Consider the following 26,393-nt stretch of genomic DNA (forward strand, 5'->3'; position numbering starts at 1 on the left):
ATCCCCAACCTAAAGGTTGGGGTATTCGTGACCCTCTGCGCTCCCTTGTAATAAATTTTCCTCTTTATAAATTCAGAAAATTTGATTCGATGATATAGAAAACTCAATTTTGAATTATAATGTTTAAAACTCCAACGAGTAAACATTATTAGTGCAATAAAATAAAGTCCCAAAATCAATCCCTTAAGAGGAGATAAAAACCATGCTAAAAAGATAAGTGGTACACCAAATAATGCAATTATCCAGATTAATATACAATCCCATAGACATCCTGAGCTACTTCCTTTAGGAATTCGGTAAAAAAAGAGCATAGAAGTTATGTAGCAAAAACTCAAAAAAAGCCCCAGAAAATGTATAAAGATTGGAGGTTCGGCTAAAAATTTTTTAGAGATCACTGTTATTAAAAAATATGCAATTAATACTTCAAGAATTGTAAGAACCCAGATCCAGATATGTGGATATAATCTTGAAACGTTTATATTTTTTGAACGATGTAAATGCTCAAAAGATTTCATAAATATTTCATCCTGTTAAAAACAATTTTGTCCAAATTTCTTTATATATTGTTGTCTACAAAATATAAAAATTAAGTAATTATTCAGGTACCGTAATCGGTTTCAAAAGCCGTAATTTTAGAGTTTTTGGCATTTACAATAGATTTGTCGGTTTTGTAAACTGATGCCAAACAATGTCATTTTAATTTTGCTATGAATCCCTTATTAGACAGATTTCTATGATGAAAATGATGTTAGTTGACTCATTTTATAGGATATGAATAGTTGTAGAATTAAATAAAATTTAAAAAATAAATAAAATTTGCAAAGACTACAGGATAAAGCAGAAAAATTTTTATAATATTGACTTTTCTCCTTTGATTATCTCGGTGTTATATAAGGAATTTGTTCCCAACATATAAAAATATTTATGTTTTAAAGACAAATTTGGTAAATTCACGAGCTCATTAAGTTCATAAAAAAGATTTACATATAAAGAGGCAGTGTCTCGAATTTGTTTTGAATTCAAGTCAATTTTTTGAACACTGTATGTAAACGACTTACTATATGAATTATTGAATCAAAAACATATTAAAATTTGAAATTTTAGTAAGTTTATGGTTTGAGAATCAAGTATTAAAAGAACCGAATTATGCTCAGTATAGATCCTACATTCGGCAGCAAGCACATTCCAACATCTAAATATTCTTAATTGTTATTTTTTGTAGGTTAAGTTAAAAAACAGCATCTTGCGGATTATCTATCTAGCATGATTTGTCTTTTATCTCATATATTATAAATATATATTAATTATGTTATGGTTAACATTTAGTAATTTTTGATTTAAATTAAATATCAAAAGTTCTAAAAAAAACGATATCAATAGAAAAATTGAATGGATTTTTATGTCGACCTGCCGAAAGCAGGATAGATAAATTTGACTTTGAATTTGCAGAAATTCAGAACTCTGCCGTAAGAGAATAATTAAACATCAATATCAAATTAATCTAAGGGAAAAAGCCGGATAAAGAACCTGCTTTTAAAAAGAGCAAGTTTTTTCTTTTAATTTTTCAGTTTTACGTCCTTGTTTTGGATTTTTTCCTTAACCTTCTATCCTTGGCTTTTTCTCTTAATTCAGTTGTTTAATTTTAGATTAAAACAAATATTTTCAAGCCTGAACTCAGTCTTCTCTTTTCATTTGTGGAAAGAGAATTACTTCCTTGATGGATTCCAGACCCGAAAAGATCATGGTAAGCCTGTCGATTCCAAGCCCCATACCTCCTGTTGGGGGCATTCCGTATCCGAGGGCATTTACGAAGTCATAATCAATGGTTTGGGCTTCAAGATCTCCTAACTTTCTTTTCTTATCCTGTTCTTCGAACCTCTTTTCCTGCTCAAGAGGGTCGTTCAGTTCGGAGTAGCCGTTTGCCAGTTCCCAACCGTTTAAGAAGAGTTCGAATCTCTCGACAAAGCCTTCTTTTGACCTGTGGCTTTTCGCAAGCGGGGAGTTTTCCACAGGGAAATCATAAATGAAAGTCGGGTTTATCAGTTTGTCCTCTACCAGGCCCTCGAAGAGCAGGGCAAGGAACTCTCCGTAAGTATTTGCCTTTTCGTAGTCTTCGATCCTGTTTTCAATTGCGATTTGCTTCAATTCTTCAAGTGAGTGTGCAAAAACATCAAGCCCGGCATACTCTTTTAAGGCATCTTCCATGGAAATTCTTTTCCAGGGAGTACGGAGACTGAGCGTGTTTTCACCCATTTTTACTTCGTAGCTGCCAGTCAGCTTGAACACAAGTTCCGAAATGAGGCTTTCAGTTAAGTCCATCATGTCATTGTAATCCCTGTAAGCCTCGTAGACCTCGATCATGGTGAACTCAGGGTTGTGGGTTGTGTCAATATCTTCATTCCTGAAATTCTTGCAAATCTCAAAGACTTTCTCGTATCCACCAACAACAAGCCTCTTAAGGTAAAGTTCGGGAGCAATTCTAAGGAAGAGTTTCTGCCCGAGACAGTTATGGAAAGTTGTGAAAGGCCTTGCATTTGCGCCTCCGTACACATTCTGAAGTATTGGAGTTTCAAATTCCAGGAATTCCCTGTCAGAAAGGTATCGCCTGATCTCGGAGATGAGTTTGCTCCTCATGACGAAAATCTCTCGCTTGTCAGCATTGACTATAAGGTCAAGATATCTTTTCCGGTACCTGGTTTCAATGTCTTTTAAGCCGTGGAATTTTTCCGGAAGGGCGCAGAGGGATTTTGAGAGCAGGAAGAATTCGGACACGCTGATGGAGTTTTCACCCCTTTTTGTCCTGAAAAGTTCACCCTGAACACCTACGATATCTCCCGAATCGACCAGGGTTTTAAAAGTCTCAAAATCCTCATCAGGAAGATTTCCTTTTCTCAAAGTAACCTGAATTCTGCCACCCTGGTCTCCAAGATCGGCAAATATCATTTTTCCAAGCCTGCGAATATTGTAGAGCCTTCCTGCGGTTCTGACCGTTAGACCTTCATTCTTTTCAAAGTCATCAAACTTTTTCTGGATATCACAGATATCCCCATTCTTTTCAAATTTATGGGGGTATGGATTAAGTCCCTGATTTCTGATACCGTTTAGTTTTGCAATTTTAGAATCATCAAAGACTCTACTATCTGAAATATTGTTATTGTCAGATTCATTGTCAGATAGTACAAGATTATCTGACATTTTTTCATTGTTGATTTCCATGCTCATTGAATCAGTACATCCTTTTTAGTGAATACAAATAATCTAATTGGTAATCGATCAGTGGTTAGTTAGTAAATCGATCAGTGGTTAGTTAGTAAATCGATTAGTGATGAATCGGTAAACCAATAAGTAATCACGTAAGTCAATCAGTAAGTTAACCATAAATCAATAATCAGCGAATCAGCCATCAGTGAATCAACCCGAGCGCCCACAGCAGAGAAGAATCTTGAGGGTTTCACGGAGAGATGTTAACTCTTGGATATGTGAATTCTTAGATATGTGAATTCTTATTAACTTCTATAACTGAAAGCTGCAAGTCCGAGTATCAAGAGTAACGACTGTCTATTAGCCTGAGTCCTGACATTTAATTTTTCCATACATCCATGCATATTATATAAACATTGAGAAAACAAACCTATGGACTAATGAAATTGTTAGTAAAGTTGGCACTACTCCCTGAAGAAAAATTGCGTTCACAGTACTGGTAGCAAGATTTACATAATGTATTAAGAAAGTATCCTGTATATTGGAAAGCATCCAATGTCTATTAATTTATAGACTTATTGTCCTTCTGCCACGTAAAAAAGAATATTAAACTCGGTCCCTTGATTTCGTTTAAGCTCAATTTTCCCGTCCAGCTGATCAACAAGAATACTTACTAACTGCAGTCCCAGTGATTCAAGACTTTCTAATTTTAAATTTTCAGGAATTCCTTTTCCATTATCTGAAATTATCAGGCTGAAAAGAGATTTACTTGTTCCTTCATTAATTTCTTTCCTGCAAAGCTTAATTCGGATCTCTCCTTCTCGGTCTTCAGTAAATGCATGTTTGAGGGAATTGGAGACCAGTTCATTAACAATTATTCCCAACGGGACTGCAGTGTCCATATTAAAGAACGCATTTTCTTCCAGATCCGTGAAAAGGTTGAGATTTTTACTGCTAAGACTGTAAGTCTGGAAAAGATTTCCAGTTAATTTTTTAAGGTATTCAGAAAAATTCAGAGTATCGGTTCCTTCTCCTTTATATAATTCTTCATGGATGAAAGCCATCGAAACCACTCGATTCTGGCTTTCCCTGAAAGCTTCAACAATTTTCGTATCATTAAACTTATCAGCCTGAAGATCTAGGAGAGAAGAGATCACCTGCAGGTTATTTTTGATTCTGTGGTGGATTTCTTTCTTACGGGCAATTTCGAGATTTGCCAGAGCTTCTTCTGCCTTCTTCCTCTCGGTAATGTCAAGAATAAAGGCTATGCCTTCATAACTCACCTTATCGAAGGTAGCTATTCCAACAATGACAGGTACGCGCGAGCCATCTTTGCGAATGTACTCCTTCTCGTAAGGCTTATTTACGCCTGTTGATTTGAGTTCCGCCATAGCATGCTCATCCAATTGACTATATTCCGTCGGAGTGATCCTATTCCATTTAACCCATCCAGCCTGCAGGTCCTCGCGAGTGTAACCGATAATATTCAGGAACTTATCGTTAGCGTCTGTTATCGAGCCGTTCAGATTGTAGAAACATACACCGATCATATCTGATTCGTAAAAACGGCGTAGACGCGCCTCGCTCTCACGCAGCGCTTCTTCCCCCTTGATACGCTCAGTTACATCTCTCACAATAGCTGAAAGGGCCACTAGTTTTCCAGTGACATCAAACACCGGAGAGAGGGCGGCTGAAATGTTTAAAAGAATACCATCCTTTCTTAAACGTAAAGTTTCGTAGTGCTGGATCGTTTTTCCCTGTTTAATCCTTTCAGAAAATTGATTAATTTCTCCTTTAGTATTTTCTGATTCAAGTACTGATACGTCTCTTCCCAGAATTTCTTCGGCGGAATAACCATAAACCTGTTCTGCCGCCTTGTTCCAGCTGGTAATGATACCGTCAAGAGATAGAGTTACAATAGCATCATTCGATGATTCGATAGCATTCGCCAGTATCTGAAGTTTCTCTTCTACTTTTTTACGCTCAGTAATATCCTGAACTACTCCCTTTATTCGAATAGGATTATTCTTCTCATCAAAAATAACTTCGGGTTGTGAATGAACTGTACGTTCTTCTCCGTTAGCCAGGGTAATCCTATAATCAATGCCAAAAGGCATTTCTTTTAAATATCTTCTGATTGCGTTACCGACATAATCTCGATCTTCGGGGTGTATATAATTTAAAATTTCATCAAAAGTTACGTCTGATTCATGAGGATTATGTCCGAAAATCTGATACATTTCGTCAGACCAGTATGTTTCACCACTTATAATATCCCAGTCCCAGCTTCCAATATGAGCCATCTTTTGAGCTTCAGCAAGGCGCTTTTCACTTTCTTTTAAAGAGTTGTAAGCTTCTTCAAGCTCAGAAGTACGCGCTTTAACTTTTTCTTCCAGACTCTCGTGTGCTTTTTCCAGAGCTTTTTCTACTTTTTTACGCTCTGTGATGTCACGGACAATACCTCCGCTGAAGAGGGGCTTTCCTTTCCAATCTTTATTCACCGTGAATCTATCAGAGACCCAGCGATATTTGCCATCCTTGTGTTTGAACCGATACTCCAGAGTTCCAAAACCAGTATCGCATGCCTGGACCAGTCCCGAAGTAACTGTGAGGCGGTCGTCGGGATGAATACGACCAAGAGTCTCACTGGCATTCATCGAACTCATTTCCTGGGCAGAGAAGCCAGTAATCTTCTCTACCACCGGACTCATGTAATCATATCTGTCGGTCTGAAGGTTTCGCCTGTAAGCCACGTCAAGTGAATTCTCAAGAACCGATCGGAATCGCTCCTCGCTCTCCCGCAATGCATTCAGAAGGGCTTCACGTTCATTCAGCGAATGAGCCAGTTTAAAATTGCTGTAGCCTAACTGAGAGAGAATATTGGCAAAAGTCACAAAGAAAGCCATACCCGTATGCACAATTTCCCTGCTTAACCGCGGAACTTTTTCAAGTGCAGCTATATATTCCTCCTCATTAAAGCCATATTTTCTGGCCTGAGATTGGAAAAATTCATAGTCCAGAGGTTCGTCTTCAAAAAAGAACTGACCTGAGAAGATATTAGCAACATGCTGACTGCCAACTATGATGGGAGTTGCTATGTCCCACATATTGTTTTTGCATTTATAGAGCTTGAACTCTCCTGGAGAAATACCTGCAGACAGCTCTATGTCACTCTCTATGCAGTGCTTACAGGCTTCAGGGTGAACTCTGTGGAATTGTGTGCAGATATCCTGCCATCCTATGCCTACCAGAACATTGCCTTTCAGATCATCCAGGCTCATGGGAATGTGTGCAATTTTGTAGAAGTTATCCATCATAGACTGGATAGCCTGGGAGTCAACGATATCAGTGATTTCTGGTTTACCCGCCTCCCGAGCAGGTGAAATAATGTCTTCCAACTTCTGCCTGACGTGTAGCTCACTCTGGCGCAACGCTTCTTTAACTCGTTTACGTTTATTGAAATTTTTCTGTCTGGAGTTTTCGATCCTTTCCCATTTTCCTTCCCTTTTGACTAAAGAAAAATTATGGTTAAACATTAAGTCAATAATATCTGCTGCGCTGCACATACTAAGAAAATATGAACACAGAGAGATTATCTGTCGCTCGCCGATATTAATATCCATCTTTTTTTTATAACCACTAAAATCGACCCAATACCCTTCTTTCAACCAGAAAACGTTTCCTGCCATTCTGAGCCCTTCATAGCCACTTGCTAGAGCCTCATCTAATTTTTCAACCCATCCATCTAAAACTCTCTCGGAATCGAAACCCCCTTCTCCCACATACCAGGAAGTGTAAGGAATAATTTCGATTTGCTCTTTCTCTAGATAGACATCAATATCAGAAACGGCCCTTCTCAAGGCTTCTTTTGCCTCTTCTACTTCCAGAGGTTGTGATATAACCCAGAAACAAAATTCATTATTTTCCAGCCCTGCTTTAAAATAAGGGACAATTATATCCATTAAATCTTCTTTTGTCTGGTAGAACTGGCAGAAGTGCGTTCCCCAAGGCACATCTCCAACGATATTGATACCAGAATTTCTCATTATTTCTTTCATTCCACACTTCCTGGCCACAAAAGATCATTTTAAATCATGTAGTAATCGTCTATGAGTGATTATCATAGAGAATTGGGGATTTTCTAAATTATCATTATATTGAAGCAGAGTAGATTAATTATTTTTGGAAAAAATAGAAGAACAATCCTGAACAATTTTAGTGATATCAATAGAAATTTAATATTATATTTCTGAAACTCTTTGGACACCTATCATTTGTTGATTGATATTATTCCTAAATAATGAAATAAAGCCTTTTGATTTTATTTTTTCAGCCATTTTGTTTTTTCATAAGACTATCGCAATGTAAGTAAATAAATGCAAGCGGAAGCAGTGTTTAACTTATATCATCAAAACATCAATCGGATATTAGTGGACGATCAACTCTTTGATTCTACAAGTTTTCATTTGTTATTGAAGTCATTCAAATATTTAGATTAGTTATATGCACTAAATTTTAAAAAGATTTGGATACTAAGGGAATGCTAATACGGAATGGACTCCAAAAGAAAAACAGGATAAAAATTGGAAAGCATTTCACTGGTGGTTGGAAACTTAAAGTCAGAGTTAGACACGGCTATATTTATACAAGAATGTGGTTAGTTATAAAATTCAAGCTAAAAATTATATTTAATAACAAGACCCCGTTCTAGAACTGGAACCTGATTCTCTGTTTAATTAAAGCTAAATCCCTGTCCACGTGTCAATATATCTTATGTAGAGCCTTTTGAACTCTTGCGTCTTCTATCCATATTCTTGTTTCTAACCCTTGTATACTGCAGCTTTCGAATATTCCTGAGCAGTCCGAGCCTTGTTCCGTCAAGCAAATACACTTCGGAAGCCTCAAGTTTAATTCCACCTGAGGAAAAAGCCGGGCCCAGCAATTCTTCCTGAGTGGATTCGTTAAAAGGTATTCCTCCACATAGCTCATTAAAAGCCGGCATTACGAAGAGTTCAGGATCTGCCCACTGTGCAGGATTCTCAAAATTAAGGTTTCCGAAATGACCTTTCAGGACCTCCAGATTGAATTTTGTCCTGATCCAGGCAGGCTCAACTATGGAATACCCGAAAGCATCTGTAAAACGAACAGTGGGATGATTGTGGGCGGTGACTACATAAGATACAGCCAGTATTTCAGGTGCAGGCCAGGTATGCCCGTGAAAATATCCTACCCCATCAATAAGTGCACCACGTGCGGAATGAACCGTGATGTCCTTTTGCCTGTTGAAAAGAAGTTCGAGTCCCCCATCATGGTTTCCGGGGATAATATCAACATGTGTATGTTCTGCAAGTGTTTCGAGGAAACAAGGAATTTCGTCCTTCTCCTGCCAGGAGACCTGAGGAACATTATGCTTTACATCCCCAAGAAGTATTACTCTATCAGGGGAATTTTCCTGGATATAGCCCAGAAGCCTGTCCAGGCGCCCTTTCATCTGGCTAGGCAAGTTGATCCCGCTCCTGTACAGATCCCACTCGATCCCGAGATGGATATCGGCAACTACCAGTGAGGTTTCGGAATTTGTCACAATAAGAGCAGGCTCTTCAATAATAGGTGTGATTTCGGGTGGCATAGTTGATAAAAGGTTGTTTTTCAGGATTTGAAAGTATATATCAGACAGCAGCCTGAAATGGATTTGATTTCAACGCTTATAGATATATACTTTATGATATTTAAATAAAATGAGAAGTATAAAAACAAAACCATGGAATAAGCTGGCCTGGATGAGTGAACTTAAGCATAAAAGCACCTTGAAGATACCAAATTTTCGTACCAGAAAATTCCAAATTATAAAAATAGTCTCAGAACCACTCAATAATCAGTCAGCTTAAAAGACAGGAATGTTACAAAAAAGTTAAAGTATACTAAACTTAATCAACATGTATTTTTTAAATCTAAAAGACGGATGAGATAAATTGACCGAAGAAATAATAATGAAAATAGCTGAACCTCAAGATGCTGATTCGTTGAGAGAATTAATAAACGAGACCATTGACACCTGTTATTCCCATGTTTACCCTCAGGAAGCAATTGATTACTTTAAAGATTATCACAATCGACTGAATATCGTAAAAGATATACTGGAAGGGTATTGCCTTATCCTGACCTCAGGAGAGGAATTTATAGGGACGGGCACTCTTCTTGGTTCAAACGCCAGAAGAGTCTTCGTAAAACCGAAATATCAGAAAATGGGACTGGGGAAGAGAATCATGTACAGACTTGAAGAAAAGGCCGTGGAAAAAGGGGTCAGGATAATGGATCTGGACGCCTCACTTGTAGCATATCCTTTCTACAGGATTCTTGGCTATGAAATACAGACAGAAGAAGTGACTCCCGTGAAAAACGGGCAAAACTTAAGATATTATAAAATGGTCAAAAAGCTTGGAGATAAGTAAAAACTGAAAGTTGAAAGCTTTTTAGCAATCAGGTCAATTTTTCAAAACTTTGAAAAAACGGCTTACAGAAGCAAGAGTAAGCTCCGGGAAGAAAAAAACCCGAAAAAAGAATTATACAGTCAAAGTTATGGTAAAATTTACATTTATCCTACATTCGGCAGCAAGCACATTCCAACATCTAAATATTCTTAATTGTTATTTTTTGTAGGTTAAGTTAAAAAACAGCATCTTGCGGATTATCTATCTAGCATGATTTGTCTTTTATCTCATATATTATAAATATATATTAATTATGTTATGGTTAACATTTAGTAATTTTTGATTTAAATTAAATATCAAAAGTTCTAAAAAAAACGATATCAATAGAAAAATTGAATGGATTTTTATGTCGACCTGCCGAAAGCAGGATTTATTTACATTTCATACCGATTTACATTTCATACCGATTTACATTTCATACCGATTTACATTTCATACCGATTTACATTTCATGCCGATTTACTTTTCATACGATTTACTTTTCATACCTAAGTACATCATCAATCGTATCCACGTACTCGACGTTGATTCCTACCTCTTTTTCTATATACTCTTTAGCATCTACGATTTCCGGCTTCTGTTCAACAATAGTAAAACCACCAAGATTTCGTTCTATATATCTATATTTAATAAGCTGGCTGTTTTCCCTCGGAATGAGGAAAAGAGTTTTGCCTCCGGCTTTTACTGCCTGTGATTTTTCCAGAACTCCACCTATCTGACCGATATTGCCTTTATCGTCAATTGTGCCTGTAAGGGTTATACTCTTGTTCAGTTTAGTATTGTTGTCAATAGCTGAAATTGTAAGTAGGGTCATGAGAGCCCCTGCGCTAGGACCATCGACCTCTGGAATTTCACCCGGAGCAGTAATGCTGAAGATAATATCACTGCTTGACATTTGTCTTCCGGTTTTGTTTTCAGCGATGAAAACTGCAGTGTTTGCAGCATCCTGGAAAACTGTACCCATTAGAGGGGTTGTCTGGACAAGTACACGGCCTTTTCCGGGTTGGATCTCAACTGAAATATTAAGTAGAGCTCCTTCCTCAGAAACATTTTGTCGTATAAAAGGACCTGATCTCTCCAGTTCAACTTTCTGGAAAACTGCAGGTCCCTGAAGGGTTGCAAAGCCTTCAACTCCTGCAGGACAAATTTGAGAGCCGTTTTCAAGCTCAAAGACTCTTGACCGATAGGACTCCAACTGAGAAGCATAAGACTGAAGCGACTCATTATTCTGATTTATCTCTGTCTTAAGGTTTTCATTTTCCGTTTCAAGGGAGTTTATGCGAGTCTGCATTTCCTGTACCTGTCCTTCCTCAAAAGAAGGCTGTTCGCCAAACAGAACAAAGTAAGCGTTTCCGACAAGTGAAATAGCCAGTAAAAGAACAAGAAATTTGGATCTCATATCACTTACCACTTTTAATTTGTTTTAGATCATACTTGTTTCTTCCTTCTGGAAACCATGTAGGAGAACTGCAAGAGTAATTTATAGATAGAATCACAGAACTTTAACTGAAAGACCCAATAGATGAATATATTATTTACCAGTAAATGAATATGTTGATTACAGAGAAATCTAATCCTTATTACTAATAAATGAAATCCTGATACTAGTAAATGAATATCCTCGTTATCGAGAATAAGTACATGAGTTCAGGAAGCCCTTTCTCCGAATCCGTACGCTTAGATTAAAATTTATATAATTTTATAGGCTGAGCTTAAATCTTACTTTTCAGGGATTTCCTTCTCAGTCTCCTCTCCTTTATCCTTCCACATTAACATTACTTTCAGGTTTTTCTCATTTTCCGATTTGGTGATAACTGCTTTTCCATTCATAGTCAGCAGTAAGTTAAAAGTCAGCTCTATCTGAGATGGCCTGAACTCAGGAGAAGTTTCCTCCAGATTATCTACGACTTTTTTAGAAATTTCCTTAATAATGAGCATCGCATTATCAACCGATTCTATGGATTTCTCTTCCAGGGCTTTCGGAGATATAAGCGTAAATTTTTTTACTTTTCCAGGAGCATGCCCCAGTTCAGCTAGAATACACCCTGCTTTTAAGGCGTCCCTACTGGAATTCTCAAAAAGCTCTTCATCAACAGTGACTTTCTCATCAGCATTTACTTTGTCCAGAAACTGCCCCCCATTAGGCTATATGGGCGCATCTCACAGAAAAAGAGAACGCAGCCCTGAGTAAGAATAGATTAACGTTAGTAGAATGTATATATACGGATAAATAATTATTGACGTTTTTAAGGATTCAAGTTAAAGTTTAGACCTTAAATACCATATTAACTTTCTTCGGCTTCTTTTATATTGGGCCCTTCTTTCGTATCTTGTACAATGTACCCAAGAGATTTTATTTTTTCTCTGATAGCGTCTGAAACCGTCCAGTTTTTACTTTTTCGAGCAGCTTCACGCTCTTCAACCAGCCTCATCACTTCTGTGGGGATTTTCTTTTTCCCAGAATCGAAAAAGAGGCCCATAGCATCCGAAAACTGTCTGTAAAGAGAATAGATTTTCTCAAGCACTTGTCGATTTTTTCCGGATTCAAGATACCTGTTAGCTGTACGGGAAAGTTCCTTAAAAACCGCTAGGGCTTTCGGAGCATTGAAATCATCCTCAAGAGCTTCTCTGAACTGAATCTCAAGTTCAGGAAGGATATTAAGAACTTCTTCGTCCTCAGGATAAGCCGTATCCTCTGCGCTTTCCAGGCTAAACTCAAGGTTCTCGAGTGTTTCTTTAAGCTTTAGGTAATTATTTTTAGCGTTTTCCGCAAAGGCGTCAGAATAATCAAGCTTTTTACGGTAGTGGACAGAGAGAAACATAAAGCGCACAACTTCCCCACCGTACTTTTTGACAATATCGGGGAGAGTGAAGACGTTTCCTTTGGACTTGCTCATCTTCTCCCCTTCGACTATGAGATGTTCTCCGTGAGTCCAGTAACATGCAAACGGTTTTCCTGTCGCCCCTTCCGATTGTGCAATCTCATTTTCGTGGTGAGGGAAAATAAGATCTACTCCCCCTAAATGCATATCCAGAGTAGGGCCAAAGCAGTTCATGGCCATCACCGAACATTCGATGTGCCAGCCAGGACGGATTTTCCCCCATGGGCTTTCATAGTAAATTCCCCTTTCAATTTCCTCAGGGGTTGAAGCTTTCAAAAGGGCGAAATCGCGGGGATTATCTTTATCATATTCGTCCACGTCCACAGACGCGCCAACTATAATGTTATCAAAATCCAGCTTTGAGAGTTTGCCATAATCCGGAAATGCTGAAATTCTGTAATAGACCGATCCTCCTTTTTCATAAGCTAGCCCTTTGTCTATCAGCTTTTGCGCAAGTTCAATCATGCTGTCAACGTTTTCCGTAGCTCTGGGATAAGCTGAAGCCCTTTTTATGTTCAGCATATCAAGGCCTTTAAAAAACTCTGCCGCGTATTTATCCGTAAAGTCCTTAAGTGACATTCCGACTGCTTTCGAATCTCTGATAGTTTTGTCATCTATGTCAGTAATATTCATTACAAGTTTTACTTTATATCCAAGATACTCAAGACTTCTCACAATATTATCTGCCATCAGGAAAGTACGATAGTTGCCTATATGCGGCATACTGTAAACCGTAGGCCCGCAGGCATAAATCGAAACTTCTCCTTCCTTTAAAGGTTTGAAAACCTCTTTCTCTCTTGTAAGGGTATTGTAAACCTGGAGCATCCGGAACGCCTCTGGAAATTTAAGTACCTGAAATATTGTTAGAATACTTGTTAAATGAAATTAAATCTCTTAATCTATTCGAATTAAATTTCAGTTATTTGAGTTCATGTATTAGTTACCACTTATTTATCTAATTGGTTAGAGATGCTTTATTACTTTCGCCACAAGCCTTTTAAAAAAAGGCTTGAGCGAAAACAACTGCTAAATCTAAACAGTCATAACGGCGTGATCAACTGACTCAGCGGTTGCGTTTGGATTTGGAAATCTTATCCCCTAACCCTATCGGCGTGATAAACCGGCGCAACGGTTTCGGGTCAACGGTTTCGGGTCAACGGTTGCGACCCAACGGTTGCGGTACAGGGGGTTGCAGATTAACGGTTGTAGCACAATGGTTTCAGGGCAGATCTTCCTGAAATATAGATACTCCAAACTTTTGAAGGATTTTTCCCAGCCGGAAAAGAGGAAGACCAACGATGTTAAAGAAATCACCCTCAATTTGTTTCACAAAGGCTGCCCCTTTTCCTTGAACAGCAAAAGCCCCTGCCTTATCAAGAGGCTCTCCTGTCCTGACATAGGCTGAAATCTGTTCACTGCTTATTTCGTCCATCCAGACGGTGGTGGATTCCAGTTCGTTAATTTCCACCCCACTGTCAAGGTCAAGGACTGTAAGCCCGGTTACAACAAGAAATCGATGCCCACTTAAGAGTTTAAGCATTTCCTCTGCCTCTTCTGGAGATTTGGGTTTACCCAGGAGTTTTCCATTAAAAAGCACCGAGGTATCAGCAGAAATTACAAGCCCGGAGTTAAAATGTTTAGCCACGTCTCTGGCTTTTTCGGTGGCGTGCCTTAAGAGAAGTTCTTTGGGGTGCAGTCCAGGGTAAGGAGACTCCTCATAGGAACTGGCATAGACCAGGAAGTTATCTCATAGGAACTGGCATAGACCAGGAAGTTATCTCATAGGAACTGTTTAAGCAATTCTTTTCGCCTTGGAGATGCAGACGCTAAAATGATCTGACGCATGGGAAAAAATCAGGATGCATGGGATATATCTGTATTGTAGCGCATAATTTGTATTGTACTGCACATATACAGGAAACAACAAAATTAATTCGTTAAATTATCGGTTATCCGTGAACACTTTCAAAGAATCTCCTGATATTGCAAAGATCCTCAGGTTTTCCCAGAATGATACAGGCATCTTTTGCATAAAGGATGAAATTGCCTTCCGGAGTGTAAATCACATCCGAACCCCGACGAATTGAAAGTACTGTCACTCCGTGATTTTTCCTGAAATCGAGGTCTGCTAAGGCTTTTCCATCAAAACTTGAACCCTGCCCCACTTTAAGAATTTGGATATCAACTCCCGGAAGTCCATCTTTTATACTGAACTCACTATCGCAACATGTAGTTCCGGACAATTTTCGCATCATCCGGTACCCATTAGCCCGAACATCATTTACGAGTTTTTCAATGTTTTCTCTCGGAACCAGATATTTTTCCAGCACTCTGACAAAAATTTCTACTGAAGTTTCATATTCCTCGGGAATGATTTCATCTGCTCCCAGGGCACTTAGATGTCTCATTTCCTGTAAATTCCGTACTTTTGCAATGATGCAAATATTCGGGTTCAATTTTTTTGCTGTTTCTACTATCTTACCTGTGGCGGTTGAATCAGAGACCCCGATAATAAGAACTCTTGCACTCTTAACGCCTGCATGTTCCAGTACAACCTCAAAAGTTGCATCTCCATAATGGATATTCTCCCCTTTTTGTTTTTCCTGGTTAACAGTTTCAGGGTTTTCTTCTACAATAATATAAGGGATACCTGCGGCTTTTGCAGCCTTCGAAACTGTTCTTCCGGAAAAACCAAAACCTACTATGATTAAATGATCTTTCATTTCAGGCTCAGCCTGTTCTTCTATAATAGGTTCCGAATATAAGCCATGTATTAGTTTCATGCCGTTAGTTGTTCCTGAAACTTTTGTAACAAAGAAATCGGCAGGTTTGTAGGAAGAATTAATCAAAAAAGGCGTAACTCCCATGGTAATTATAGAAACTGCAAGAAAAGCCTGGTAAGTCTCTTCAGTCAGGAGAGAATATTCCACCCCCAATCTGGATAGAACAAAAGAAAATTCTCCTACCTGGGACAAAGCAAGTCCTGTTAATATAGCTGTACGGAGTGGGTAGCCGAGAAGAAAAGTTATGGTTACTCCTGCTATTGATTTTATGAAAATCAAGACAAAGGAAGCAAGAATCAGGATAGGAAGATGGTCAAACAAATACCCTATATTCAAGAGCATTCCTACGGACACAAAAAAGAAGCTCATAAACATGTCTCTTAAAGGTACAATGTTTCCCATTGCTTGCTGGCTGTACTGGGAACCTGAAATGACAATCCCAGCTAAAAATGCACCAAGGGCAAGAGACAGTCCGATACTTGAGGTAAAGAGAGCAGTAGAAAGGCAAATGAAGACAACGCTGACAAGGAATAACTCTTTATTACCTGTCCTACCCACATGGTAGAATATCCAGGGAATCAGGAATTTGGCACTCAAGATAAAAACTAGAATGATTAGTGAACCTTTAAGAAAAACGGTTGACAGTGAACCTTCAAAATTTAGAGAGTCACCAACCAATAACGGGGTAATAAGAATTAGGGGGACGATAGCAAGATCCTGAAATATCAAAATTGCAAGTGAAGTTTTCCCATGTTGTGTATAGACTTCGTTTCTGTCTTGGAGGACTTTGAGTACTATTGCAGTACTACTAAGTGAAATCAAGAAACCGAGAAAGACAGAGGTAGAAGAGCTGAAACCTAGAGACGAACAGACAATGAGGGTAAGAAACGTAGTTAAGACAATCTGGAGAGTTCCACCTAGAAACAAAGCTTTTTTCATCTTCCAGAGTTCTTTTAATGAGAGATCAACTCCGATTGTAAAGAGCAAAAAGATTACACCAAGATCAGCATTCAGTTCATTATGCCCTCCATTGAGAATCCCAAGCCCGTAAGGACCAATTAACATTCCTGTTACAAGAAAACCAAGTACAGGAGGGACTTGAAATCTGTAGAAAATAGTGAGAATTAAAATAGCAAAGCCAAGAAGTACATCAACGTTTGCCAGTAAAGAGGACACCATTTACTTTGTTCCTCCAGAAATCGATAAAAGGTAATCTGAGCTTTCTGAAATATTAAAAATCCTATGGTAAGACCCAGGATTAAAAATTATAACTATGCTTGTCAACCCCAGAATTTTTTGACTGTTTGATAACAATATTTATTAAAAAGATATAGTATTTTCGGTAGTAACCTAACTATCATAAATCTCGAAAATTGTCTATATAACAAAAGTTAGAAAAATAAGTGAGAAATAAGTGAGAAATAAGTGAAGAACAAGTGAAATTTAGGCACGCTACTAAAATTAAATGGAAGAGCTGGTAAAAAAGAGATAGATAAATTAATAATATGAAACGTATGGAATAATTGAAAGATCAGGTTGCTCTGCCACGTTGACAGAAGTGATTGTTTGGATTTGCATCTTTGAGATCATATTCTTTCCAGACTTCACATGAACCACATATGCATTGTCTGTCAAAGTCAAGGTCCTGACATGTCGCTGTGCCTTCCGAGCAGTAAACCCCCGGAACATCCTCGGGATCCGGAACCTCATCTGCAGGCGCATTCTCCAATGCCTGTCTTGCACTCTGAACTTTACCCTGTGCACATCGACTATTAGCCTGAACCGGACACTGTGGGCATCTACACCTGTTAATATTTTCCTCTACGTAAGGAACTACAAAGTCTGTCTTTCTCTGAAAAGTTATATCCCTATCTCTAGGTTTTATTGGGCTTTTTTCTTCGGTCGGTGCATCTCTTCCCATATTCTATTACCCCCAAACTTAATACTCAGATTGGTTTCCCTATTTCAGGTTTCGGCTTTAGAGCATAAAAGTGTTTTCAATCATAGAAAGAATATATGTTAGTGAATTAGCAAAGATATGACTGTAGCTTAGGATACTAACCTACAGCCTAAATTGACTACCTAAGTGGAAAAAATTAAAGGCAAAGAAGATTTGAAAATAAAACTTTACATAATAGAAAGAAATTAAAAGAGAATTTCATAACTTTTAATGACAAATCAGGTAGCTCTGCCGTGATGGCAGAAGTGGTTATTTGGATCTACTTCTTCAAGACCATACTCTTTCCAAACTTCACATGTACCGCAGATGCATTGTCTATCAAAGTTGAGGTCCTGACAGGTAGCTTTGCCTGTTGAACAATATATTCCTGGAATGTCCTCAGGATTTGGGACCTCTCCTCCAGGTATTTTTTTCATCGCCTCTCCTGAGCTCTGAAGTTTGTCCTTAGCACACTTACTGTCGCCCTGAACCGGACACTGCGAGCATTTACACCTTTCGATGTTTGATCGTGCATAAGGAACTAGAAGATCCGTCCCTCTCCCTTTCTCTTTCGTAAAGCGGTTTTCTGCCTCTGTAAAGGACTTCTCTTCAGTTAATTTACCTTTACCTGTATCCATTTTATCCCCCGTATTGAAAATATAAAATTAGTTTTATAATTTTTAATTCATTGTAGATTTAGAGGTCTAGAGAATAAAAGTCTTTTCAGATACAGAACGAGTAAAGAGTAATTACAGAGCAAATATAATGTAGTGATCTTGAGAAACTACCTCTTTTGACGTTACTTCATCTGAAGTTACCTCGTCTGAAGTTACTTCATTTGAGGTTACTTAGTTTGAGAGCACTTAGTTTAAGATTACTTAGTTTGAAGTTACTTCGTTTAAGATTACTACATTTGAGGATACTTCATTTGAAATTACTTAGTTTGAGGTTACCTCGTTTGAAGCCATTTAGTTTGAAACTACTTAGTTTGAGATTACTTCGTCTGAAGTTACCTCGCTTGAGGTTACTGCACTTGAAAGAAAACAAATTTCAATTAAAAGATGTAGAAAAAACAGGAAGAAAATTGGAAATTTTGGCTTAAATGAGAAGCATAAAAGTAAAAATCAGAATGCTGCGGTAGTAAAACCGTTCGCTGATCTGAGAATGGTATGAAGAGGAGGAGAAACATAGGCCCTATGATTTCACTTATGGGAGCCTTCAAACTTTGTATCTTCCGAGCTGACAACCGGATATCCTGCATCTGTCCAGGCAGTAATACCTCCTATCATGTTATAAACCTGGGGATAACCTGCGTTTACAAGCATTGTACCTGCCGTACTGCTTCTGTGCCCTGTTCTGCAATAAACCAGTACTTTCTTCTCAGGTACTTCGTCTATACGAACCTTGAGCAGACTATCCTGACTCAAATTTGATCCAAAGGCATTGCTTACGGGAATTAGGGTCGCTCCCTTAATATGCGATGAATTAAACTCATCAGGCGTACGAACGTCAAGTACGAATATATCGCCTTTCTCAATCATCTCTTTTGCCTCCTGTACACTTACGTTTTTGAGTCCTGGGGGATTTTCTTTTGTCTTTTCCGAAAAGATTAAAAATACTGCCAGAAACAGAAAAACCAGAGCACCAAAATACATCAAATTTCCTTTGTTCAATTAAATTCCTCCAGTATTATAAATTTGAAATCCTGAAAAGTTAATTGATTTGTTTGTTTCTTTAACAGAATATACAGGTTTCCTATGAATTATTCGTTTCTGTAAAAGGTTATTTTCCACATACAAACCTATTTCTTCAAAAAGTGTTAAGTCGATTCGTGCATTAAATTTCTTTATTTTTATTGATGAACTCCAATCTATCCGTTTATAGATAAGGGCCAAAAAAAACAAGCACTAAAGGGTAAGCTCAGTCCGGTCAAAAGTTAATTGAGAGTTAAGAGAAAATTCGATATAAATTAAATAAGTAAGAGGAAAAACTTAACCTTAACCGCCAGGTACAAAGTAGAAATGAGTAATCAAAATTTCAAAGTTTTTCACCGGTTAAGAGATACTGAGAATTAAAAACTAGAGAAGTTTCCCAAAAATTCAACAGGTTCTTCAGATCATAAATTAAAAAATATGAGACGAGACTCAAGAAAAATGTGAAATAGAATTCATTCGTAAATCCACTTCAATGACTGTAGTCAGGTAAAGGGAAAGAAATTACGCAGTTTAACTGGAGAACCAGTTGCATGAGACTTCAAACTGTTTAACTCACGGTATATACGGTAGAAGTGCGTACTCATGTACGTACTCATGTCTTTTTTACTACTTAAGTGCGTAATTTCCATTAAGAACACTCCCCATAGAAACTCTAGATTTGAATAATTAAGGTTTTATGTTCCCTGCAGTCTGATGTAAAGATTTACAAATGAATCATTGTTTGTTTTGGACTTATATCAGCCAGTCTAGTTAATTTTACCAGCCGCCAAACGAGTAACTACCTGTTCCCAAGAAGCAGCTATCCCCGAAGAAGGAACTGTCTCCAAAGAAGTATTTGAAGAAGGACTCGTAGTCAAAGTCGTCTTCATCATCACATCCACAGCAGCATTTATTCTTGTGGCTGTTTTCATTGCATCCCCAGTTACAATAGTTGCCCTTGTTACAATCGCATTTAGAATTCCAGCCAGAATTCCAGCCTGCACTGGCTGACCCAACTGTCAGCGATGCTACGAAAAAGACCAGCACTAAAACGCTCATTGTTTTCTTAAGTATTCCCATTTGTATACACTCCTCCAATTTGATACGACTAAAATGTTGACATTTCAATCATTTGTCGGTAAATACAGCAGCCAAATATTGTTTTATCACTCCCCAGTAACGTTATTCTGAAAGAATTACTGGCAGATTTTACTCTCACTTTTGTGCTGAAAAAAATGTATCGATAAATGATTTCCAGTTGCCCCAACAAATAGTACGTACTAACAGGAGATTATACTCATAGAATATAATATATATAGAAATATAAATTAGGAACCATCGTTAATTAAAAGAATATATTTAGTAATATATAATTTACAGCTTGATTAATATAATTTTATTCTGTATAGTTTCTGCTTGTGAGTGAAAATACTTATTTAATAAACTTGTTTCAAAACCTAATTTATGCTTAGTTCAGAAAGCATTCATGCTTGCTCCGCTATTCGAAATTTCCTTGTAAGAAGTAATCATCTGAAACACAGAAACTAAGGAGGACTTCGATAAACCTCTGATTTCAACATATTACTTATATATCCTTTATAAGCAACTAGCCAAAAAGCTGGGTTTATCGAAGTCCTCTAAGTAAAAACTATAGAAAATTTAACAAAATTACTTTTTTTCCCTTTCTGAAAACCTGTTAATTTCACTGGAAAGGTGCTGTACTTCGCTGCGCAATTCTTCAATTTCTCTTGAGGCCGATTCTTTATCTTTTCCGATAAGAAAGCTTGCCAGAGCTGCGGTTATGTATCCGAAGATTGAAAAAGCATAAACTGACAATAGAAAGGCCAATATCCTTCCCTCAAAGGTTTTTGGCCAATAATCGCTCCCTATAGTAGTCATGATCATTGCTGTCCACCAGAGAGCATCCCAATAAGAAGTAAGCCGTGGTCGCTCAAAATCGTACATGCCCGCTGCTCCGAGGAAAGTTACCAAAATCGTAAGCAACAGGACATATCTTAAACCTCGCTGCCTCATTACCTGTCGGACTGTTCTCAGGCTTCGATTAAAAGAAGAAAGAACGCGGGCCAGATTAAGAGATCGAACAAAATTGGCAAATTTGACTAGCCTGAACCCGCTAAATAACGTTAAAACCCTTAATGCAGGCAAAAGTAGGGAAAGGACTACAAGCCAGTTCCTCCTTAAATAATCCTTCTTTTCGGGAGAAATTTCAAATTCAATAAGAAAATCGATTATGAATATACCCCAGATAACCAGACTTAATGTTTGCAAAAATGGAGAGAGGCCGTATGCAAAGTCAATAATGATAAGAACTAACCATAAAATCGACAACAATACTAAAGGAAAATCAAATAGAGCGTTAATCTGGGAAAGCAACTCTATTCTTTCTTCTTTTGATTGTTCTTTATCCATTTGTTTACTCTCATCAAGATGTATTTCAATATAAATTAGGTTACATTTCATTGTTAAAAAGAGCTGGTAAATCAGATAAACGTTCTTAAAGAATTTATACATAGGTTAATAAGATGAGATAATGCACCGATTTTTCTGTAAAATCACAAATCTCAAAAAATACTGGATCAAAAGTTCCATATTGGAAGATCCATTTTTTTCACATTCCACAAAAAAGGTCCATTTTTTTCACATTCCACAAAAAGATCCGCTTTTTCCATATTACATACTAAAGGTCCATTTTTCCATATTACATATAAAAGTAACTTCAAATTTACAGCAAATTCAAGACACAGCCTATCTTTAAAAAGGAAGCAAGAACTGTAAACTGCAGAACTACAAGCTTACAGCCTTACTTTATTCCGAAATCTCTAAATTGATAATTGTTTGTTTCTTTACTTATACCTCATTACACAAACATTTTGCAATCAATTACCTCGGTCTACCCATTCTGGCCATGTTTATACGTGGAATTGTAGTCGTGTTTTCAGTAATGTTGCATGTAATGGTTTTAGTTGTTATTTGAGTCTCATCATCCATGTTTTTGATTATAACCATTTTTCCAGTTATATTATTCATATTTTCGGGCATTTTACTCACATTACCCATTTTTCCGTCCATTTTATTCATTTCCATATCTTCGATCATAACCATATTTCCTTCCATTGAACTCAGAGAATCCATTTCTTTGTCCATTCCAGTCATATTATCAATGTTTTCGGACGTGTCGGTCATATTATCCATATCTTTGAATATAATCATGGTTCCTGTCATGTTAACCATCGAACCAGTCATGTTCTCTAATTTTCCAGACAGATTCTCCATTCTTCCGGACATATTTTCCTTTCTTCCAGATATGTTACATATTTTCTCGGTGACTTTATCCATATCGCCTATGTTTCTGATTATAATCATTTTTCTAGTCAGATCACATGTAATAGTTCCAGTCACATTTCCAGCCGTGAGTACAGTCATATTTTCCAGTCTACCGATCATGTTTCCGGACATTCCAGTCATATTTTCAGTATCATTGGTCATATTGCATGTCATGGTTCCAGTCATGTTTCCAACCATGACTATAGTCATATTCTGCATGTATCCGGCAATTCCAGACGTGTTATTCATTCTTTCGGCCATTCCGCCCATTTTACTCATGTTTCCAAACATAACTACTTTTCCGGGCATTTTATCCATTTTACCGATCATAAGCGCTTTTTCTGTCATATTGCCCATGTCTTTGACTATGACTACCTTTCCAACCACATTACATGTAACAGGTCTTCCGGTCATGGCTTCAGTTTGGTTTGCTGCCATGCTCTGGTTCTGACTTCCAGTCATATTCTGAGCTTGAGTCTGGGACATACTCTGATTCTGACCCATGGCTCCAGTCATGTTCTCTGTTTTACCGCTTACATTGTCCATGCCAACAACAACCGCGTTTCCGGTCATGTTGAAGGTAACGGTTTCACTTGTATTTCCAACTAGGATTATACTCGTGTCTTCCATATTTCCGACCATGTTAGTCCGCGCTTGCACAGATCCAATAGATAACGCTAGGCATAACGCTAACAGAAAAACTGTTAATTTTGGATTCACTCTTTACCCCCCATATGTGAGTCCGACCATTGATTCGATCACGTATTTTAGTAATTAAATAAAAATTATTTTAATATAAATCAATTAAATAATAAATGGTAGGGTTATAAATAACTAATCTCTATCAACCTATCAACTATAGAGATTAGTCCGGTTTTAAGTGTTATGCAACGTTTTAAAAAATAATAGTCTACCACATACTTATCATATTTAATGAGCAAATATTGAAAAGTGTAACTTCAAAAACTGTAATGAAAATTTATATTTAGCACTCATCTTAAATTTTCTATAATCCAGTCCCTTACTTCGCCGTAAACCTTGTCGGATACTTCTTTTAAACCATGCCCCGCATTTTCATATGTCTTGATTTTTTTAGGTTCATGTGCAAGATTATACGCATATACCGAACTGCTCGGAGGTAAAGTTTCATCTGCCTCACCATGAATTAAAAGTACAGACGTGCTTTCAGGAAGGAGAGAAATAGGACTAATTCCATAACTCTGGGTAGCAAGCGTAACTACGGTTTTTACGCTCTCTTCATTAAAGGCCGCCTGAACAACAACCGCACCTCCAAAAGAGTGCCCTATAAGGCCAAAAACTCTGATATCTTCGGCTTTTAAAAATTCAAGTCCTATAAGGACATCTACTACAGCTTCCGTCAGGTCCGTAGGATACCTGAAGCTTACCCTTAGCGAACTTATCCCGCTTTCCTTTAAGTCAGCACATAAGCGAGGATATAAACCCTCAGCAGGAGTGTCAAAGTCCCCTCCAATCCCCCCAACCATAATTACTCCTTTATCTGCCTTTTCTACCCTATAGTAATGACAGTTAACCTTGCCACGACTGGCATCTATTCTTATCAGTTCAAATGAGTCTCGAGGCTCTGTATTTATATCGAGAATAGCAACTTCCAGCGGTTCTTCCCCTACTTTACCCTTCTTTATGACTTGCATAAGTATAATCTAAAACTCCTGTTTATTAGGCATTTATGGGTGTATACTGAATTACTTTGGAAACAAGCCAAAAACCATAACTTTAATTAAAATATGCAGAATAAAACACGAATTTACTGACAATAACTGGAGTTATTATATGGAAAATATTAAAGAATTTCTTAAGAATGATAATTTTGCTGCAATTTCGGGAATTGAACTTTTAGAAGTATCTCAAGGTTATGCAAAAGCCATCATGAACATAGAAGAAAAGCACCTTAATGCCCTGAAAACAGTTCAGGGAGGTGCAATATTTACCCTTGCAGATCTTACTTTTGCTGCAGCGTCAAACGTGTATGGCACTGTTACCGTTGCTATAAATGCAAATATTTCTTTTGTAAAAGCCGCGACAGGCGAAAGTCTCACAGCAGAGGCAAAAGAAACCTCAATAAATCCCAAAATTTCAACATATACTGTAAATGTAACTGATGATAAAGGAGATCTTGTAGCAATATTCCAGGGCATGGGCTATAGGAAAAAGATTTCACTTGATGAGCTTTCCTGCGTTTAAGTCCAGCAGGATGTATTTCAACAAATCAGCGGATATTAGATATTAGTAATACGATTCCCAAGGAGATGTATACTCAAAAAAGAATTGTAGTTTTTAAACTCAAACACACATAAGGATGACAATAATAACCTGAAAAAGTTAGGAAATTCTAGTCTCATATCTGGGCATGTAGCCCGTAACTCTATTTTTTATTATACTTTTCTGGTTAAAAATCCAACGATCTTTTTAGTTTTTGGGTTCGACATCTGGTTTTGAAAACTGAATTAGAAAATTTGCGATAAATGGCAACTTTTTGTGGTTAAGAAAACACATATACATATATGGATTGGTATGGTGTTGAGGCGTAAATACTCATTTATTAAAAGTTCCGCAGGAACTTTCTAAATAACGGAGGTATTAAAATAAGTAAATTAACCACTTTATTAGCAGTTCTTCTTATTTTAACAATAATATCAAGCATCGGAACTGCGGCTGAGATCTCAGTCCAACCAGGAAATTCAATTCAAAATGCTGTGAACAATTCAACCTCTGGCGATGTAATTACTGTAAGTCCAGGAACCTATACAGAAAATATCAAAATAACTAAAGATAACCTCACAGTCAGATCAGAATCCGGAAACCCTGATGATACAATAATTCAAGCCGAAAATCCAAATGATAATGCACTCCTACTGAAAGCAGATAATATAACAATTAGTGGGTTTAAAATTATTGGAGCAACAGACCCCCTTCACTCAGGAATCTATCTGTCTTCATGCAGAAACTGTACTGTTGATAATAATAAATTTTTGAATAACGGGCTTGGAATCTATACCTTATATTCTAGTGGAAACACAGTCTCAAACAATACAGTTATAAATAATAAAGAGTACGGAATTGCTATTCAAAGTTCTAAAGACAATCTCCTCTCAGGAAATACGGCTTCAGACAATAGCAGAGGAGTCCATTTTGGCAACTCTGACGGCAACACATTCTCAGGTAACACTGTTAAAAATAATAGTGTTTACGGTTTTTATATCTGCCCTAGAAGTGATAGGAACCTTATTTACAACAACTACTTCAACAATACCAATATGACTATTAAAAACGGAGAAGGAAATTCCTATAACACTACGAAAACTGCAGGTACCAACATTGTATTCGAAAAATGAGTTTTTAAATAAATTTAATTTTTAAAAATATAAATTTAAGGTAATTTTGACTCTGTTCCAAAATCCAGTGATTTTTGCATTTTTGATAGAAAATCTGAATTAGCAAGAAGAATCCAGTTTTTATCAAAATCAATATTCGCTATCTAAAGACTTGAATCATTAAGTTGTATTACACGGATGGTGACCATTTACAAAATCTAGTGATTTTGAATTTTACATCCATCACTAGATTTTGGTACTGAGTCGTAATTTTGAGTTTAAAAAAGATGTAGTTTAAAAGAAATATAGTTTAAAAATTGTTACTATTCAGGTAGCCTTTTTAGGACTCTGTTCCAAAATCCAGTGATTTTTGCATTTTTGATAGAAAGTCTTAATTAGCAAGAAGAATCCAGTTTTTATCAAAATCGATATTCGCTATCTAAAGACTTGAATCACTAAGTTGTATTACATGGATGGTGACCATTTATAAAATCTAGTGATTTTGAGTTTTACATTCATCACTAGATTTTGGTACTGAGTCCTTTTTAGGGCTACACAATTTTTCCTCTTTTCGAGGAAAAATTGGATTTACAATGAGTTATTTCTATCTTTGATGAAACGTGAAGAGATTCTTGCTCTGTGTACTTCAAACCCTGAAGTTATTGCAACTTACATTGAGAGTCTTGAATCTCAAATAAAACAGCT

20 protein-coding genes are annotated in these 26,393 nt (G+C 37.2%); 4 read left to right on the forward strand and 16 right to left on the reverse strand.

Annotated features, from left to right (window positions below; translation table 11 throughout):
- The 4 genes from ASJ81_RS23405 to ASJ81_RS18010 form a co-directional block, all read right to left on the reverse strand.
- Positions 1–515, reverse strand: a 515-nt coding sequence (locus tag ASJ81_RS23405) for a hypothetical protein (protein WP_212556110.1), incomplete at its 3' end; no start/stop codon positions are given.
- A 1,159-nt stretch (positions 516–1,674) separates the two neighbouring features.
- Entirely contained in the window at positions 1,675–3,222 is a 1,548-nt protein-coding gene (gene lysS / locus ASJ81_RS18000) for a lysine--tRNA ligase (RefSeq protein WP_095645552.1), read from the reverse strand.
- Positions 3,223–3,776: 554 nt separating this feature from the next.
- Positions 3,777–7,259 (reverse strand): PAS domain S-box protein, encoded by a 3,483-nt coding sequence (locus ASJ81_RS18005; protein ID WP_095645553.1) that lies wholly within the window; start codon positions 7,257–7,259, stop codon positions 3,777–3,779.
- Positions 7,260–7,972: 713 nt separating this feature from the next.
- Positions 7,973–8,830, reverse strand: a complete 858-nt coding sequence (locus ASJ81_RS18010; protein WP_095645554.1) for a metallophosphoesterase — start codon at positions 8,828–8,830, stop codon at positions 7,973–7,975.
- Between the two features lie 343 nt (positions 8,831–9,173).
- On the opposite strand from ASJ81_RS18010, the gene ASJ81_RS18015 reads away from it, so the two are divergent.
- A complete protein-coding gene (locus tag ASJ81_RS18015; RefSeq protein WP_141241800.1) occupies positions 9,174–9,653 on the forward strand; it encodes a GNAT family N-acetyltransferase in 480 nt (159 codons plus the stop codon).
- 514 nt (positions 9,654–10,167) lie between these two features.
- On the opposite strand, the gene ASJ81_RS18020 is transcribed toward ASJ81_RS18015, so the two are convergent.
- Positions 10,168–11,091, reverse strand: coding sequence for a S16 family serine protease (locus ASJ81_RS18020; RefSeq protein ID WP_095645556.1), 924 nt, complete (start codon positions 11,089–11,091; stop codon positions 10,168–10,170).
- Positions 11,092–11,411: 320 nt separating this feature from the next.
- On the reverse strand, positions 11,412–11,630 hold the full coding sequence (locus ASJ81_RS23940; RefSeq protein WP_275112585.1) for a CU044_2847 family protein: 219 nt from the start codon (positions 11,628–11,630) through the stop codon (positions 11,412–11,414).
- On the opposite strand from ASJ81_RS23940, the gene ASJ81_RS23945 reads away from it, so the two are divergent.
- On the forward strand, positions 11,623–11,883 hold the full coding sequence (locus ASJ81_RS23945; protein ID WP_245860282.1) for a hypothetical protein: 261 nt from the start codon (positions 11,623–11,625) through the stop codon (positions 11,881–11,883). The two genes, ASJ81_RS23940 and ASJ81_RS23945, sit on opposite strands and share 8 nt — an antisense overlap.
- 94 nt (positions 11,884–11,977) lie before the next feature.
- Here the strand turns inward: ASJ81_RS23945 and cysS are convergent, their stop codons facing one another.
- The 10 genes from cysS to ASJ81_RS18075 all read right to left on the reverse strand — a co-directional run bounded on the left by cysS (position 11,978) and on the right by ASJ81_RS18075 (position 24,008).
- The gene (cysS, locus tag ASJ81_RS18030) at positions 11,978–13,399 is read right to left on the reverse strand and encodes a cysteine--tRNA ligase (protein WP_095645558.1); all 1,422 of its coding nucleotides are present in this window, start codon (positions 13,397–13,399) and stop codon (positions 11,978–11,980) included.
- A 394-nt stretch (positions 13,400–13,793) separates the two neighbouring features.
- Positions 13,794–14,312, reverse strand: coding sequence for a Maf family nucleotide pyrophosphatase (locus ASJ81_RS18035; protein ID WP_245860285.1), 519 nt, complete (start codon positions 14,310–14,312; stop codon positions 13,794–13,796).
- Positions 14,313–14,523: 211 nt separating this feature from the next.
- Positions 14,524–16,536, reverse strand: a complete 2,013-nt coding sequence (locus ASJ81_RS18040; RefSeq protein ID WP_095645559.1) for a monovalent cation:proton antiporter family protein — start codon at positions 16,534–16,536, stop codon at positions 14,524–14,526.
- Positions 16,537–16,888: 352 nt separating this feature from the next.
- Positions 16,889–17,278, reverse strand: coding sequence for a DUF2769 domain-containing protein (locus tag ASJ81_RS18045; protein WP_095645560.1), 390 nt, complete (start codon positions 17,276–17,278; stop codon positions 16,889–16,891).
- Between the two features lie 257 nt (positions 17,279–17,535).
- Complete coding sequence (locus tag ASJ81_RS18050) at positions 17,536–17,934, reverse strand: DUF2769 domain-containing protein (protein ID WP_095645561.1); 399 nt, start codon at positions 17,932–17,934, stop codon at positions 17,536–17,538.
- 564 nt (positions 17,935–18,498) lie between these two features.
- Complete coding sequence (locus ASJ81_RS18055; protein WP_095645562.1) at positions 18,499–18,969, reverse strand: rhodanese-like domain-containing protein; 471 nt, start codon at positions 18,967–18,969, stop codon at positions 18,499–18,501.
- 798 nt (positions 18,970–19,767) lie between these two features.
- On the reverse strand, positions 19,768–20,070 hold the full coding sequence (locus ASJ81_RS18060) for a hypothetical protein (protein WP_141241801.1): 303 nt from the start codon (positions 20,068–20,070) through the stop codon (positions 19,768–19,770).
- A gap of 588 nt (positions 20,071–20,658) precedes the next feature.
- Positions 20,659–21,420 (reverse strand): potassium channel family protein, encoded by a 762-nt coding sequence (locus tag ASJ81_RS18065; RefSeq protein ID WP_095645564.1) that lies wholly within the window; start codon positions 21,418–21,420, stop codon positions 20,659–20,661.
- Positions 21,421–21,891: 471 nt separating this feature from the next.
- Positions 21,892–22,977, reverse strand: coding sequence for a hypothetical protein (locus ASJ81_RS18070; protein WP_095645565.1), 1,086 nt, complete (start codon positions 22,975–22,977; stop codon positions 21,892–21,894).
- A gap of 350 nt (positions 22,978–23,327) precedes the next feature.
- Positions 23,328–24,008, reverse strand: coding sequence for an alpha/beta hydrolase family protein (locus ASJ81_RS18075; protein ID WP_141241802.1), 681 nt, complete (start codon positions 24,006–24,008; stop codon positions 23,328–23,330).
- A 139-nt stretch (positions 24,009–24,147) separates the two neighbouring features.
- On the opposite strand from ASJ81_RS18075, the gene ASJ81_RS18080 reads away from it, so the two are divergent.
- Both ASJ81_RS18080 and ASJ81_RS18085 read left to right on the forward strand, forming a co-directional pair.
- Entirely contained in the window at positions 24,148–24,558 is a 411-nt protein-coding gene (locus tag ASJ81_RS18080) for a PaaI family thioesterase (protein ID WP_095645566.1), read from the forward strand.
- A 512-nt stretch (positions 24,559–25,070) separates the two neighbouring features.
- Positions 25,071–25,709: a right-handed parallel beta-helix repeat-containing protein gene (locus tag ASJ81_RS18085; protein WP_245860283.1), complete on the forward strand. Its 639-nt coding sequence runs from the start codon at positions 25,071–25,073 to the stop codon at positions 25,707–25,709.
- Positions 25,710–26,393 lie beyond the last annotated feature (684 nt).

Source organism: Methanosarcina spelaei (assembly GCF_002287235.1).
Classification (GTDB): domain Archaea; phylum Halobacteriota; class Methanosarcinia; order Methanosarcinales; family Methanosarcinaceae; genus Methanosarcina; species Methanosarcina spelaei.

Excerpts from the sequence above, each read along its gene's own strand:
- lysS (WP_095645552.1), bottom strand. The coding sequence starts at position 3,222 with ATGAGCATGGAAATCAACAATGAAAAAATGTCAGATAATCTTGTACTA.
- ASJ81_RS18005 (WP_095645553.1), bottom strand. The coding sequence starts at position 7,259 with ATGAAAGAAATAATGAGAAATTCTGGTATCAATATCGTTGGAGATGTG.
- ASJ81_RS18010 (WP_095645554.1), bottom strand. The coding sequence starts at position 8,830 with ATGCCACCCGAAATCACACCTATTATTGAAGAGCCTGCTCTTATTGTG.
- ASJ81_RS18020 (WP_095645556.1), bottom strand. The coding sequence starts at position 11,091 with ATGAGATCCAAATTTCTTGTTCTTTTACTGGCTATTTCACTTGTCGGA.
- ASJ81_RS23945 (WP_245860282.1), top strand. The coding sequence starts at position 11,623 with ATGAGCATCGCATTATCAACCGATTCTATGGATTTCTCTTCCAGGGCT.
- ASJ81_RS23940 (WP_275112585.1), bottom strand. The coding sequence starts at position 11,630 with ATGCTCATTATTAAGGAAATTTCTAAAAAAGTCGTAGATAATCTGGAG.
- cysS (WP_095645558.1), bottom strand. The coding sequence starts at position 13,399 with ATGCTCCAGGTTTACAATACCCTTACAAGAGAGAAAGAGGTTTTCAAA.
- ASJ81_RS18040 (WP_095645559.1), bottom strand. The coding sequence starts at position 16,536 with ATGGTGTCCTCTTTACTGGCAAACGTTGATGTACTTCTTGGCTTTGCT.
- ASJ81_RS18045 (WP_095645560.1), bottom strand. The coding sequence starts at position 17,278 with ATGGGAAGAGATGCACCGACCGAAGAAAAAAGCCCAATAAAACCTAGA.
- ASJ81_RS18050 (WP_095645561.1), bottom strand. The coding sequence starts at position 17,934 with ATGGATACAGGTAAAGGTAAATTAACTGAAGAGAAGTCCTTTACAGAG.
- ASJ81_RS18060 (WP_141241801.1), bottom strand. The coding sequence starts at position 20,070 with ATGGGAATACTTAAGAAAACAATGAGCGTTTTAGTGCTGGTCTTTTTC.
- ASJ81_RS18065 (WP_095645564.1), bottom strand. The coding sequence starts at position 21,420 with ATGGATAAAGAACAATCAAAAGAAGAAAGAATAGAGTTGCTTTCCCAG.
- ASJ81_RS18070 (WP_095645565.1), bottom strand. The coding sequence starts at position 22,977 with ATGGTCGGAAATATGGAAGACACGAGTATAATCCTAGTTGGAAATACA.
- ASJ81_RS18075 (WP_141241802.1), bottom strand. The coding sequence starts at position 24,008 with ATGCAAGTCATAAAGAAGGGTAAAGTAGGGGAAGAACCGCTGGAAGTT.
- ASJ81_RS18080 (WP_095645566.1), top strand. The coding sequence starts at position 24,148 with ATGGAAAATATTAAAGAATTTCTTAAGAATGATAATTTTGCTGCAATT.